General features: G+C 46.3%; 12 protein-coding genes. All 12 read right to left on the minus strand.

The window, feature by feature from the left end; genetic code table 11:
- Positions 1-96 precede the first annotated feature (96 nt).
- Positions 97-801 (minus strand): NADH-quinone oxidoreductase subunit J, encoded by a 705-nt coding sequence (gene nuoJ, locus JMX92_RS03015; RefSeq protein WP_011960908.1) that lies wholly within the window; start codon positions 799-801, stop codon positions 97-99.
- Positions 798-1346: an NADH-quinone oxidoreductase subunit NuoI gene (gene nuoI, locus JMX92_RS03020; protein ID WP_011960909.1), complete on the minus strand. Its 549-nt coding sequence runs from the start codon at positions 1344-1346 to the stop codon at positions 798-800. The genes nuoJ and nuoI overlap by 4 nt, the downstream gene beginning before the upstream one ends.
- 162 nt (positions 1347-1508) lie before the next feature.
- Positions 1509-2555 (minus strand): NADH-quinone oxidoreductase subunit NuoH, encoded by a 1047-nt coding sequence (gene nuoH, locus JMX92_RS03025; protein WP_011960910.1) that lies wholly within the window; start codon positions 2553-2555, stop codon positions 1509-1511.
- 1 nt (position 2556) lies between these two features.
- Positions 2557-5589: an NADH-quinone oxidoreductase subunit NuoG gene (gene nuoG / locus JMX92_RS03030; protein WP_201543843.1), complete on the minus strand. Its 3033-nt coding sequence runs from the start codon at positions 5587-5589 to the stop codon at positions 2557-2559.
- A 16-nt stretch (positions 5590-5605) separates the two neighbouring features.
- Entirely contained in the window at positions 5606-7219 is a 1614-nt protein-coding gene (gene nuoF, locus JMX92_RS03035) for an NADH-quinone oxidoreductase subunit NuoF (protein ID WP_201543845.1), read from the minus strand.
- The gene (gene nuoE / locus JMX92_RS03040) at positions 7216-7725 is read right to left on the minus strand and encodes an NADH-quinone oxidoreductase subunit NuoE (protein ID WP_041773743.1); all 510 of its coding nucleotides are present in this window, start codon (positions 7723-7725) and stop codon (positions 7216-7218) included. Before nuoE ends, nuoF begins: the two co-directional genes overlap by 4 nt.
- A gap of 92 nt (positions 7726-7817) precedes the next feature.
- Positions 7818-9605, minus strand: a complete 1788-nt coding sequence (gene nuoC, locus JMX92_RS03045) for an NADH-quinone oxidoreductase subunit C/D (RefSeq protein WP_201543846.1) — start codon at positions 9603-9605, stop codon at positions 7818-7820.
- A gap of 121 nt (positions 9606-9726) precedes the next feature.
- Positions 9727-10395 (minus strand): NuoB/complex I 20 kDa subunit family protein, encoded by a 669-nt coding sequence (locus JMX92_RS03050; protein ID WP_011960915.1) that lies wholly within the window; start codon positions 10393-10395, stop codon positions 9727-9729.
- Positions 10396-10405: 10 nt separating this feature from the next.
- Entirely contained in the window at positions 10406-11041 is a 636-nt protein-coding gene (gene ndhC, locus JMX92_RS03055; protein ID WP_011960916.1) for an NADH-quinone oxidoreductase subunit A, read from the minus strand.
- Between the two features lie 379 nt (positions 11042-11420).
- Positions 11421-11996 (minus strand): dCTP deaminase, encoded by a 576-nt coding sequence (dcd, locus tag JMX92_RS03060; RefSeq protein ID WP_011960917.1) that lies wholly within the window; start codon positions 11994-11996, stop codon positions 11421-11423.
- A gap of 314 nt (positions 11997-12310) precedes the next feature.
- Positions 12311-13597: a DUF2804 family protein gene (locus tag JMX92_RS03065; RefSeq protein ID WP_227675243.1), complete on the minus strand. Its 1287-nt coding sequence runs from the start codon at positions 13595-13597 to the stop codon at positions 12311-12313.
- A 6-nt stretch (positions 13598-13603) separates the two neighbouring features.
- Positions 13604-14890, minus strand: a complete 1287-nt coding sequence (gene apbC, locus JMX92_RS03070; protein WP_155587060.1) for an iron-sulfur cluster carrier protein ApbC — start codon at positions 14888-14890, stop codon at positions 13604-13606.
- Positions 14891-14980: the final 90 nt, after the last annotated feature.

Below are 14980 nucleotides of genomic sequence, written 5' to 3' on the forward strand. Positions count from 1 at the left end.
GCTTTAGGTGCATCGATTGCACAGATACCTCTTGGTTTGCAGTGCCTACAGTAGCGCCATCAACAGCGGTTACTGATTCAGAGGTTGCAGTTGCCATTAACGATCCTCCTTATTGTGCAGCTTTGAGCTTACGCCCTGTTGCGCATGAGTCTGTTTAAAGCTTTCGCCATCAATCTGCTGATATTGATAAGCATCATTCGACTCAGCATACTCTCTTGAAATGCGGCTATTATGGCTCTCATTCTCATCATCCAAGGCTTTTTTGCCCAAATGATAAGCGGCAACCAAAGCAGCCAACAATAGCATTGCAGCGACTTCTACCAACAACAGATACTCGGTAAATAAGGCGATACCTACTTGCTTAGCAGAAATAGTTTGGGCGCCTATCATGGCTTGAGCCACAGTACCATCAGCATTGTGAACACCATTGCCTAGTGACAGGATATAGCCCAATACCACCGCAATAACGAAGCTTAATGCTGCCGGCACGGCCCACACATCTGAGGACAACCACAGGCTCTCGCGGGCATCATTTTTGACACCCAAGTTCAACATCATAATGACGAATACGAACAGTACTAAAATTGCGCCCGCATAAACAATAACTTGTAATGCGCCAGCGAAAGGCGCGCCAATGATAAAAAATATACCTGCCAAAGCAAGTAAAGAGACAATCATCGACAAAATGGCATGGACAGGATTTGCCAGCATAATCACACGAAGGCTAGCAATAATGGCCACCAAGCCTAAAGCATAAAATCCTACCAATGGGGTATTATCAAACCAGTGTAGCCAACTCATGGCAATAGACTCCTTAAATCGACAGGCTGGGCCTCATTTTGGGCAGCACCTTTTGGTTTGTCTTTAATCGCCATACCACTAACACGGTAGTAGTTATAATCAGGGTATTTACCTGGGCCTGAGATTAATAGGTGCTCTTTTTCGTACACTAAGTTTTGACGTACGTATTCACCAAGCTCAAAGTCTGGTGTCAACTGAATCGCTGTGGTGGGACAAGCCTCTTCACACATGCCGCAAAAAATACAGCGCGAGAAGTTAATACGGAAAAACTCAGGATACCAGCGCCCATCTTCACGTTCTGCTTTTTGTAATGAGATACAGGCTACAGGACAAGCCACGGCACACAAGTTACAGGCCACACAGCGCTCATCACCGTCCGGATCGCGGGTCAACACAATACGGCCACGAAAGCGCGGCGGCACAGGAACAGGCTGTTCTGGATACAATATGGTATCGCGAGGTCTAAACGCATGACTGTTAACCATCCACATGGAGCGTACAATGGTAAACATGCCCACGACTGTATTTTTCAACGTTTTAAACATGTTAACTTCTCTTATTGCTTATCGGTGAGCGACCTTGCTAACTTTACAATCTAAAGCGGCTTGGATATCTCACGATAAATAGAAGATTTAAAAACCCAGTAATTTTTTTACCTGCAGTCAGCTTATGTTGTTGCCAGTTTGATGGACTACTTTTAGCCCACACTACGCGGCTGAAATTAAAATAAGTGCTGCGGTAATCATCAAGTTAATCAAAGTCACTGGCAAGCATACTTTCCAGCCAAAGTTCATAACTTGGTCATATCTTGGACGCATTAATGAGCCGCGCGCTAAGACGAACATAGTCATGAAAAATAAGGTTTTAATCATAAACCAAAAAGCAGGTGGCAAAATGGTAAAGCCTAAATTCAGCGGTGCATCCCAGCCCCCAAAAAACAAACAAGTCATCAAGGCAGAGATGAGTACCACGTTGACATATTCGCCAATAAAGAACATACCAAATTTCATGCCCGAATATTCGACATGATAGCCTTCGGCCAATTCTTGCTCAGCTTCTGGCTGATCAAAAGGATGACGGTGAGTGACTGCCACACCAGCCACCACGAAGGTTAAAAAGCCTAAAAATTGTGGAAAGATGTTCCAGTGCCAAAAGCCGCCTTGTTGGGCCACCACAATATCACGAAGATTAAACGAGCCGGTCATGGCGACCACACCCATTAAGGATAAGCCCAAAAACACTTCGTAACTGATGGTTTGCGCTGCTGAACGTAGGCCACCCAATAAAGAGTATTTGTTTTGTGAGGCCCAGCCACCGAACATAACGGCATATACCGCCATACCCGCCATAGCAAAGAAAAACAAAATACCGATGTTCCAGTCAGCGACCCCAAGCATGGGCGAGACTGGAATAATGGCAAATGACGCCAAAGCCGTGAACATCGCCACAGCAGGCGCTAGAATAAACATGAACTTATCAGCAAACTTAGGCGTCCAATCTTCTTTAAAGAAGATTTTTAGCATATCCGCAACCAGCTGCAATGAGCCCCAAGGACCCACACGGTTTGGACCGTAGCGGTCTTGCCACAAGGCCAACATACGGCGCTCATAGATAATCATCAATGCCGCTACAATCACGACCACTAAGAAGATGACTAAAGCCTGGCCCACTAAAAATAAAATATTCCAAGCGTCAACGGACAAGACTTGATTTAAAAAGCTGGGCACCTCAGGGATGATTCGAATAGATTCCATATTAGCCTCCCTGACCCTCTAGGTGTGGTTTAGTGGTAGTCACGATAGTTTTGTCTGATTTTGGGGGATCAATTTTCACAACCGATGCTGGCAGATGACCATGCAAGATAGGTACTTGACCGACCGGATAGCCAATGCAGCCTTCAGCTAAGTAAGGCACTACCAATACTGGCAACTCAACACGCTGACCGTCTACTGTGATGGCTAGCCAATCATTGGTTTTCACCTGCCAATGCTCAGCATCCTCTACACCGATCTGGAACGCTGGCGCCTGCATCTGCTCTGCCACCACAGGGCTACGATGGGCCATAGGTGAGCTACCATATATATTGTGTACCGGTACCAGCTTGGCTTGACCTTGGAAAATACTGGTCTTAATAGGCTGAGCGGGCTCAGGACGCACGTACTCACGTTTGGCTAGTTTGCGATCGGCATCTACTAAGTCAAATAAGCGCACACCAGGGTCACCTTGTTTTAGGCTACCGCCGATTTCATCTTGGTACTTATTCCAAGCTTGAGGTGAGTTCCAGCCAGGCGCTTGTGCAAAGGGAATCATAGAGCCTGGGGTCTGAGTACCGCTATAGCCTTCCATTGAAAAGGTCAAACCTGTGTCTAAGTCTTTTGGCTGCATCGGCTCATGCACTGAGACATTGGCACGCATCGCAGTACGGCCTGAGTAACGTCTTGGCTCACGTGCAATTTTTAGTCCTGAAATACGGAAATCTGCTGCAGGCGCCGCTTGTTTGATACCGGCTAAATTAGGATGCGTTTTAATCAGCTCATTGATGACATCATCGAGCTGAGTCCAATCTAATGGCAATTCATTTAGACTGGTTTCAACCGCATGCAACCAGCGCCAGCCCTCTTTAATACAGTTTTTGTTGCTATAGTAGCTTGGGTCATATACTTGGAAGAAACGCTGAGCACGGCCTTCAGCAGATACTAAGGTACCATCTGCTTCAGCGAAGCTTGCAGCAGGCAATACAATGTCCACAAATTTATGCCAATGCAAGTTTTGATGATCCAAGGTGATCACGGTTTTGTTGCTTAATAGCTGAGCCAATTTTTCGATATCTAAGGCATCGGTTAATTGGTTTTCGGCCACAATCACCGCATCAAAATCTGTCGCTAAAATTTGCTCAACCGGCTTACCGCCTAATAAGCACACACCCACGCTGTTGGCATTGGGTACAGTAAGGTACAAACCAGCTTGCTGACGATAGCGATTATTGATCTGTTTTAATTCTAAAACAGGCGCATTGGGATCACGTTCTAGGTTGTCAGCTTGTTTAGATTGACCCGCTTGATCTGGCTTGGCATCTAACTCTTTGTCCTCAGCAGGCTGACTAAGTGCTTGCTGAGCCTGTACTTTGGCATTGTGTGCATCTACTTGCTCACGCTCATGAGCTTTAATATCGGCACGCTTATCAGTTAAGTTCTGTGCAATCTGTGCCGAAGCTTCAATGATGGCCACACTAAATTGACCAGTACCTGAGATAACCAAAGGCTGATCGGCAGTGACCAAGTCAAAAGCAATTTGCTTCGCCAAAGCTTGCATGGCATCGGCTTGCTCATCGCCCTCTTCACTTGGTGCACTCGCCAGTATTTGCTGCAAATCGTTACCGAACTGTTTAATGGCATCAGCTACCGCAAAGCCTAGGCTTGCAATGTCCTCTGGTGTCGCCACGCAGCTGACTTTACTGATGTCATCAAGCTTGGTCTGAACGGTATCTGCGATATACACAGGACTTAGTGCTTTTTGACCAATACGTTGTACTGGCTCTGCCAGCCAAGACTCAGTTTTTAATGCCGCCGCCATTTTAAGCTGTTCATTCTTGGCTGCTTGACGTACTGCCAAAGCAACACGGGCACTGGTCTGAGTGATGTCTTCGCCTAGGATAAATACCGCATCATGGTCTTCGATTTCGGCCATGGTGGGGTTATAAATACCTTGGGTATTTAGCACTTCAATGCATTTTTCGACTAAGGCTTGCTGATGATTATTAAGACCGGTTGAGAAGTTATCAAAGCCCACTAGTTTTTTTAGGGCAAAGTTGGTCTCTAAGCTGGCTCTAGGTGAGCCAATACCGATGACCTTTTTGCCTTTTAGGCGTTTAACCGTTTCGTCTAAAGCATAGTCGATATTAATTTTGACATGCTTATCATTGATATACTCAATGGCTTGTACCGGACGGTCTTCACGATTGACATAGCCATAACTAAAGCGGCCTAAGTCACACAAGAAATAGCGGTTTACTTCACCGTTATAACGGTTTTCGATACGGCGTAGCTCGCCATAACGCTCACCGGCTGAGATGTTACAGCCCGCTGAACAACCGTGACAGATGCTTGGAGCATACTGCATGTCCCATTTACGGTTGTAACGATCTGAGTGGGTCTTGTCTGTAAATACGCCCGTTGGGCATACTTCAGTTAGGTTACCTGAGAATTCGCTTTCGAACTGACCATCTTTATCACGGCCAAAATAAACTCGGTTATTTGAGGCATAAACGCCCAAATCTTCACCGCCAGCATAATCTTTGTAATAACGCACACAGCGATAACACGCGATACAGCGGTTCATCTCATGGGCAATAAAAGGCCCTAACTCTTGGTTGTGGTGAGTACGCTTAGTAAAACGATAACGACGCTTATTGTGACCTGACATATAAGTCATGTCTTGCAGGTGACAATGTCCACCCTCTTCACACGTTGGACAATCGTGAGGGTGGTTGGTCATTAAGAATTCAACAATAGATTTTCGAAATGCTTTGGCCTCAGCATCATCGACAGAGATGTACATGTCATCGGTAGGTGCTACCATACACGACATGACCAATCGACCTTTACCTGCTGCTGCGTCTTCTGCGTTGTTAAACTGCTTTACCGCGCACTGACGACATGAGCCGACTGAACCAAGTGCAGGGTGATAGCAGAAATAAGGCACATCGATACCCAGTGACAAACACGCCTCTAATAGGTTGTCTGCGCCGTTTACCTCGACCTGCTTACCGTCAATATGTATGACCGCCATGCCTGTTTCTACTCCTCTACTTCACATCACTAGGGTTAGAAGTTAGGGTTTTATGCCCGGCTTCTGCGCCTGCTGTTGTATCCGAATTAACGTTACTACCGGTATCTGCGCTTGAATTAGACGATGCCGCAGGACTGCCGCTTCCCATAGATGACATTACTTTTTTGATTTCTGACTCCGCCCACTGTGACGTCTCAGCGTCTACCTCAATAGCAGGAACCACAATTTTGCTGTCAAACTCATGGCGGAAATACTTAAGCGCACTCATAAGCGGCTCCATAGCACCCGGTGCATGCGCACAAAAAGTTTTACCCAACCATAAGTCGCGGGTTAAGCCCTCAAGCTTTTCAACATCACCTTGCTGACCTTGGCCATCATCAATGGCCGTTAACAGCTTCACGCCCCAAGGCAAGCCGTCACGGCAAGGGGTACAAAAGCCGCAAGATTCACGCTGGAAGAAAATCTCCAAGTTTTTAAGCAAAGGCACCATATCTTGGCTTTCGTCCACTACCATAATCAGACCTGTACCCATACGGCTGCCCGCTTTTTGAATACTGTCAAAATCCATGGCCACATCTAAATGCTCTGTGGTCAAAAAGTCAGTTGATGCCCCGCCAGGTAGCCATGCTTTAAGACGTTTACCGTCTTTCATACCGCCTGCGAAGTCTTCAATGATCTCTCGAGCCGTATATCCAAAAGGCAGCTCCCAAAGACCAGGATCATTGACCAGACCTGAGCAACCAAATATTTTTGTACCTGGTGTGGTGCTGTTGCCTTTTTCATTTGGTAAAGACTGATACCAATCAACGCCATTAATCATAATGGCTGGCATGTTGCTTAGCGTTTCCACGTTGTTGACAACAGTGGGTCGGCCCCAAGCCCCTGATACCTGAGGGAATGGCGGTTTAGTACGGGGATTGGCACGACGACCCTCTAAACAGTTAATCAAAGCGGTCTCTTCACCGCAGATATAACGACCAGCGCCGGTGTGCACGTGTAAGTTAAAACTAAACTCTGAGCCTAGAATATTATCGCCCATCAGATTATTGGCCAAACACTCATCGATGGCTGCCATTAGGCGCTCTGCTGCTAAAATGTACTCGCCACGGATAAAGATATAACCATCCGTTGCGCCAATAGCATGCGCGGTAATTAACATACCTTCAATCAGCTGAAAAGGCAGACGCTCCATAAGCAAGCGGTCTTTGAAAGTACCTGGCTCCATTTCATCAGCGTTACAAATTAAGTAACGAGGCCCGCCATCTGGTGGGGTCATAAAGGTCCATTTTAGACCGGCGTTAAACCCTGCACCACCACGGCCACGAACGTTAGCCGCTTTGATCATATCGCCCACTTCTTTTGGGGCCTTTTCTAAAGCAGTCTTTAAGCCCTCAAAGCCGCGCAGCGACTGATAAGTGGCCAAATCCAAAATCGCGTCATGGTGCGCCAAACGCCAAGTTAACGGCTTGGTCTCAATAGTCGCTGTGGCTTTATCGCCATAGATAGGTACACGTTGGCTATTTAATTGACTGGGGGCTTGACCTTGCTTGCGGCGAGCAAACTGCTCGGCAATGCTTAGTTTTTTGGGTTGATCAGATTGTGCCGTTAGCACGTCTTCGTTGTGACTCATGGATAATACTCCAACAATTCGGCAACCTCAGAAGGAGATACCGGACCAAAGGTGTCTTCGTCAATTAGTACCGAAGGCCCTTTGTCACAGTTACCTAAACAACAGATAGGTAATAAGGTAAAACGACCATCTGCTGTGGTCTGTCCAAACTCAATACCCAAGGTTGTCTTTAATTCAGCGGCAAGCTCTTCGTAGCCGGTCAAATAACAAGCAATAGAATCACACACCAAAATTACGTGGCGACCTACTGGGGAACGATAGATACGGTTAAAGAAAGTAGCAACCCCTTCGATATCAGTTACAGGAACATCCAATAGGTTTGCAATGGCATTAACTTGCGCATCATTTACCCAGCCGTTACGCTTTTGAACCAATTTTAACGCATCAAGAGACGCCGCACGGGCGTGAGGATAATGATGGATATACTCGTGTATCCCCTCAATCTCTTGAGCCGTCAAAATACTGGCAACATCTACGGTTGGGGCTTTGTCGGTCACAATCTTAATCATTGTATTATTTTCTCTTTAACTGCTAGCCAGGTCGATGTTTTGGCCTGCTGGCTTGATACCCTAGAAAATTGAAAACTATCCGCTATCTTTTATCTGTCCGTATCGGCCATCACAATATCAATTGAGGCTAAATAGATAATCAAATCCGATACCAAGCTTCCGTTAATTACAGAAGGCATCTGCTGCAAATGTGCAAATGTTGGGGTACGAATACGGGTACGATAACTCATGGTCGAGCGATCTGAGGTAATGTAGTAGCTGTTAATACCTTTGGTCGCCTCTACCATCATAGACGCTTCGCCCGCTGGCATCACCGGTCCCCATGATACGGAGATAAAGTGATTAATCAAGGTCTCAATATCGTTCAATGTACGGTTTTTTGGTGGCGGTACAGCCAGTGGGTGATCCGCTTTATAAGGACCAGATGGCATGTTGTCCATACACTGTCTTATGATGCGTAGTGACTGACGAATCTCTTCAATCTTCACCATACAGCGGTCATAAGCGTCACCGTTATAACCTACTGGGATTTCAAAGTCATAGTTCTCATAACCCATGTAAGGACGGGCTTTACGTAGGTCAAACTCAACACCTGTGGCACGTAGACCTGCCCCAGTAACCCCCCATGCTAAAGCTTGTTTGGCATCGTATTGCGCCACGTTTTGGGTACGTCCTTTAAGTACCGAGTTCTCCATTGCGGCTTTGACGTACTCATCTAAACGTTGTGGCATCCAGTCTAAGAACTCACGTACCAAACGCTGCCAGCCACGTGGTAGATCCGCTGCAGTACCGCCGATACGGAACCAAGCTGGGTGCATGCGGTAGCCGGTAACCGCTTCAATCACATCATAGGCTTTTTGACGGTCGGTAAACATATAAAATACTGGCGTCATACCCCCAGCATCCTGAATAAAGGTACCGAAATACAATAAATTATTGGTAATACGGAAGAATTCACTCATCATGACGCGAATGGTCTGAGCACGTTCAGGGACTGTGATGCCCGCCAACTGCTCAACTGCCATGACATAAGGCAGCTCATTCATGACGCCGCCAAGATAGTCAATACGGTCGGTATAGGGGATATAAGAGTGCCAAGTTTGACGCTCAGCCATCTTCTCTGCACCGCGGTGGTGGTAGCCGATGTCTGGGATACAGTCGATGACTTCTTCACCGTCTAACTGTAGTACCAATCTGAATGCACCGTGCGCTGAGGGGTGGTTCGGGCCTAAGTTTAAGAACATAAAGTCCTCATCTCGGCCACTGCGCTTCATCCCCCACTCTTCAGGAACAAAGCGTAGGTTTTCTTGCTCAAACTGCTGCTTGGCATTGTTTAGGAAATACGGGGTAAATTCAGTAGCGCGCGCATGGTACTCTTTGCGAAGCGGATGACCCTCCCAGTATTGGGGTAATAAAATACGGGTTAAATGGGGATGGCCATCAAAGACGATACCGAACATGTCCCACACTTCACGCTCGTACCAGTTAGCATTTGGCCAAATCTTGGTCGCTGTCGGAACCTTTAGATCGTCTTCTGACAAGGCCACTTTTACGCGAATATCACTGTTACGCTCAAGCGACATCAAGTGATAAAAGACAGTAAAATCACTGGCAGGTAAGCCGTCACGGTGCTGACGCAAACGCTCATCCATTGCTGATAAGTCAAGCAACATTACATAAGGTTTGGGCAGGGTGCGTAGGTACATCAATACGTCAAGTAAATCCTGGCGCGATACCCAAATGGTAGGGATACCATCAAAGGTGAACTGCTCAGTAAATTTACCTGCAAACTTATGTCCAAGCTCACGCAGCACAGCATGCTGTGTCATATTAGGATTGGCGCTATTGTCAGTCGCTTTGCTATTATCCGTTACCATGGTTACCGCTTACCTCAGAGTCATTGCAATTGTTGCGAATACGCAAGGATGAATACTTTGTTTTGTCTGGGCTTATTGCCAAGCTGGCTAGGCGATTCAGCCCTTAAAATATCTGAGCTTATTAAATGCTGTCCGGACTACGCAGATTTTTTACGGCGATACGATCGGCCTGTTTGCGGTCACGCTCAGGCAGCATTTGTGGCTGATAGATGCCTTTATCATTAACATAGGCCCCTAATGGACGGCGCTCTTTGGTAATGGATTCTTGCAACAGCATCAAGCCTTGAATAAGCGCTTCGGGACGTGGCGGGCAACCGGGCACATAAACATCCACTGGAATGATTTTGTCCACGCCTTGTACCACCGAGTAGATGTCGTACATGCCGCCTGAGTTGGCACAAGAGCCCATAGAGATGACCCATTTTGGCTCAAGCATTTGTTCATAAAGACGCTGGATAACCGGGGCCATCTTCACAAAGCAAGTACCCGCCACAATCATCACATCCGCTTGACGGGGGGAAGCACGAATAACCTCTGCCCCGAAGCGTGACAAGTCATGTACTGCTGTTAGCGTGGTGGCATACTCCACATAGCAGCAAGAGGTACCAAAGTTAAATGGCCAAAGTGAGTTTTTACGTCCCCAGTTAGCTGAGGCATGCACCATATCCTCAAGCTTACCCATAAATACATTACGATTTACCTCATCCTCAATGGGATTATTAACGGTTTGGCGTGTCTGCGCAGGATAAGTATCGGCGTCAGGATTTGCACGGGTTAGCGTATATTTCATGATATAACCCTTAAGAAGACGATTTATTGGATAAAGAATTAGTAGATTGGGTAGAGAAATCTACACTGGTAACATTACCAGTGACGTTGATACGATCGATATTGGCAAGATGGCGCTTGTTGGCTTCGATATCGTTTGAGACGTTTACTTGGCCTGATGATTGAGCTGGTACTTTACCTGTAGGGTCAGTGTGTAGCTCATCGATGCCATTAAATTTGGTGATACTGGCTAAGTTGAAGCCAGCTGGGGCAGCGCTCAAACGCTCTTTTTTGCGGCGTTTGTCAGCAGGTGCCCAGTTGAGCGCCCCTAAACTTAGCGCGTAGATGAGGCCAATTAATAAATCAACCACAAAAATAAGGGCTGTCGCATAGCCGATCCAGCCCACTTCCCGCACCGATACCGAATAGGCATATAAATACAGGGCTTCTAAATCGAAGATCACGAAGAAGATGGCCACTAAATAGAATTTTGCAGACAAACGAATTCGGGCATTGCCTGCTCCGACAACGCCCGATTCAAATACTTCCTCTTTTTCTGTACCTTGCGAGCGTCCACCTAATAAACGTGGTACTACCAGCATGAATATAACCAAACCAATGGCAGCCAAAATAAAGGCTAATGCTGACCAATTAAAGGCGGAAGTCATCTATAAATCTCCTCACTGGCAAGTACCCGATGACACTGATTTTCAATAAATAGGATAAATCAGCGGTGAAATAGGATACATCGGCTGGCAAAATTGAGGTGCTACTATACTTTTTTTAAGCACTAAATGCCAATTTAATACTGAATTAGAGGGTCATAGTTCGGTATGAACTGTCGCGCTCTACTTCTTGACATTTGTTACTTTTTAAGGCAACACCTTCTATTAATTTACTTTAAAATCAGCAGCTTATCCCATTAAGCACTGATAAGCACTGATTTGTATCATTTGGCCATGTTGGCCAATCTGGATATCTGAACATGAGCACTTGGTGTTTTAAAGCGCTTGGTGTCTATACAGTGACAGACGAAGTACGTACAGACTAAGTACGAGGTAGTGTTACCCCTCGTTGACCTTGATATTTACCACCACGATCTTTGTAGCTGGTTTCGCAAATATCATCGGCATCGCTTTGGAAAAATAGCATTTGCGCTACCCCTTCACCCGCATAAATACGCGCAGGCAACGTGGTGGTGTTGCTAAACTCTAAAGTAACATGACCTTCCCACTCAGGCTCAAGTGGGGTAACGTTGACAATTATACCACAGCGGGCGTAAGTTGACTTGCCCAAACAAATGGTCAATACATCACGAGGAATTCTAAAGTATTCTACAGTGCGCGCTAGGGCAAACGAGTTGGGTGGAATAATACACTCATCACCGACGATATCGATAAAGCTATTTTCATCAAAGTTTTTTGGGTCTACTATGGCAGAGTGGACATTAGTGAATACTTTGAATTCACGAGCACAGCGTACATCATAACCATAGCTTGATGTGCCATAACTGACCAACTTATCGCCCGCTTCATTAAACCGTACTTGACCTGGTTCATATGGCTCAATCATGCCATGTTCTTCAGCCATTTTACGAATCCAGCGGTCAGACTTAATTGACATTTCACACCCTTATTTTTTGGTTCTAAATAGTTTTTTGATTATAAACTGTTAATTTATCACAATTTTTTCAAAAACAGGTCGATTATAATTAAATACAACCGGTAGTTAAGCGCCCCAATATTTAGCCCCAATTGGCTTTTTTTTGCTCTATTAGAGTCATTAACGGCGCTATTTTACGCTTATTGATGGCTTTACGCCATCCCCTATGTCAACATCTTGTGGTAACAGCTGTGACAAAGTGTAAGAGGCTAAAATATTATTTGGCCCTCTTTAATCGCTATTAACCCAACGCCCACGCCACATGCCCGCCGCCCCTACCACTTTGCAAAATGGTCTTCTGCAAGCCCCATGACGTTATCAAGTGCCACCACATGACCACCCTGCGCTGCGCTAAGTTTTATATGGCCGCAGTATGTGCCAATCCACTGCTCAAACACGCTGGCTATTACCCCATAGTTATCCATCTTTTTATAGACACTTATTGGTGTAAAGCTTAACTCAATCTCCACATCACTCCAGCCTAAATTAAGATGACTAACCTGCCAAGCACAGGCACGCGGCTCATCTGGACTTGTGCCGCACTTAGGCTGCTTGCCACCAGTTAAATCTGACTGTCGGCTAAATAATACCGGCGGCAGATAATAAATCTGCCCATCAATCCAGCATGCATTCTCACTGACCCCAGTCTCATTGACACCCATAGACAGGTTCAGCATAAATGTCCGTCCATCTGGCAACTCGGTGGTGATGCAGCTCCAAAACCAATTGGTCTCATGACGCATAAAGCCAAGCGTCCAATCCAAATTAACCAAAGCATGTGGCTTAAGTGGCAGGCTATGGCTTAGGCCCGTTTGTACTTTGTCACCACTTAGCTTATTGTCTACCCTATTGTCTGCCTTATTGTCTGAGTCGGTATCCGCCAGCTTAGGGTAATGTTTAGAGTCGGCAAAAAATGTGAGCGTACCCCCTATTACAGTCAGCGGCTCTTTTTGGGTGAAGCTCCAGCCCCTTCTGCCTGAAGGTGAGCACACTGCCAGCGGCTGATCACTGCGCCCCAACTGAGCTGATACTGCAAACTGCTTACTGACCAAGTCAAGCTGCACCCCTGACTCAGAAAACTGTAGCACCAGCGACAGCTTGCCTTGCTTAAGGCTCATACGCCCTTGCCGATGATCACCACTAAACTCGCTGTTATGGGTGAGAGGCTGCAAGGCTTCAACCACCTCAAACTCGCCAGTATGTTCATTATAAATATAAGCAAACACAGTGCTAGCAAGCTTAATGGTCGCAATTGCCATACAAATACGATACGGCGGCTGCACTATCTGAACAAAGGCAAACTGATTGGCTTTAAACTGTTTGCGCCGCTGAGATACTGCCTTTTGGGAAATCAGGTGACTGTGATAATCAAGATAATTAATCTGCTCTACCTCAGCAAAGACGCCAAAGCGCGGCTGACCGTCTACGATAAGCTGGTCAATATGTGCCAGTTTCGGCAGCCGAGTCTTTGTCGGGGCTTTAATAGTATTGTTTTGCCTATCCATCTTATATTCCCCAATATCCTTTTGAGTGATTTGAGTGGTGCGCCGCAACTGGCTCATTAAAGCCTAAAAGATACGTCCATCATTGCGCTGCTTAGCAAATTTGGCGATATTGGCTTCAATTTTTTGAGCAATTTCCACATAAAAATGTGCGTAATCATCGCCGTCACCCTGATTGGCAATCACACTCGGCTCACCTTTATCAGCTTGAGCACGGATAGTAGAGGCCAAAGGCAGTTGTCCTAGTAACGGCACCTGATACGCTTCAGATATGGTTTCACCACCGCCGGCACCAAAGATGGCTTCGGTATGACCACAGTTCGAGCAGGTGTGTAGCGCCATGTTCTCCACCACCCCAATCACTGGAATGCTGGTTTTGTTAAACATTTCAATACCTTTTTGGGCATCCATTAAGGCAATGTGCTGCGGCGTGGTGACAATGACCGCCCCTGTCACTGGAATACGCTGCGCCAAAGTAAGCTGAATATCACCGGTACCTGGCGGCATATCAATCACTAAGTAATCCAGCATTGGCCAGTTGGTCTGATTGAACAACTGCATTAACGCACCCGTTGCTTTTGGACCACGCCAAGCCACAGGGGTATTATCACCATCTAGTAAGCTGCCTATGGAGAGCATAGCCAGACCATGCGCCTCTACCGGCACAAACTGCTCATTTTCTAACTGCGGCTTCACGCCTTCCACGCCTAGCATACTGGGCATAGAAGGCCCATAAATATCAGCATCCAATATGCCTACTTTATTGCCAAGCTTTTGTAGGGCTAAGGCGATATTGACCGTCGTGGTTGATTTACCGACGCCGCCTTTGCCTGAGGCCACCACTAAAATATGCTTGATACGTGGATGCGGCTGTAAGCTTGACTGTAAGGGCGCACGCTTGGTAATAGGCGGCTCATCTGTCTGAGACTTGGGCGCAGCGGCGTTGACTGTTTTTGGTAACGTCTTCGCACCGCCTTTGGTAGACGCAAAGGCAGGCATATCATCACTTGTCATAGAGGGGGCCTGAGTAGAGGTTGCATGGGAATGAGAGGATGGGCTTGTCTTAGGTTTGGCCGGCAAGCTGACATTTAAGTTTACTTCATTAATACCATAATTTTGTAGGGCAAGTCCTAACTGGCGATGTACCTCTTCAGGATCAGCATCGGCATTTAAGCGCAAATCTAGCGTTACTGAATCGCCGTATTGTTTAATAGCTGTCACTTTATTATCTTGACCACCGGCACTATGGTCTTGTAATACTTGATTGGCTACCGCAAACAGCTGTTCGCTTTGCAGGCTTTTTTCACTGTTTTTGTCGTTTTTAGCCATCGATTTTTTTATAAAATTAAACATGATTGCCCCTAAGCCTTACGGCTATAAATTTAATATTGCACGCTTTGGCATGACACGTATGACACACATTATAAGTATTTTAGCTAGTTT

The sequence above is a fragment of the Psychrobacter sp. H7-1 genome, from assembly GCF_904846585.1.
GTDB lineage: Bacteria > Pseudomonadota > Gammaproteobacteria > Pseudomonadales > Moraxellaceae > Psychrobacter > Psychrobacter raelei.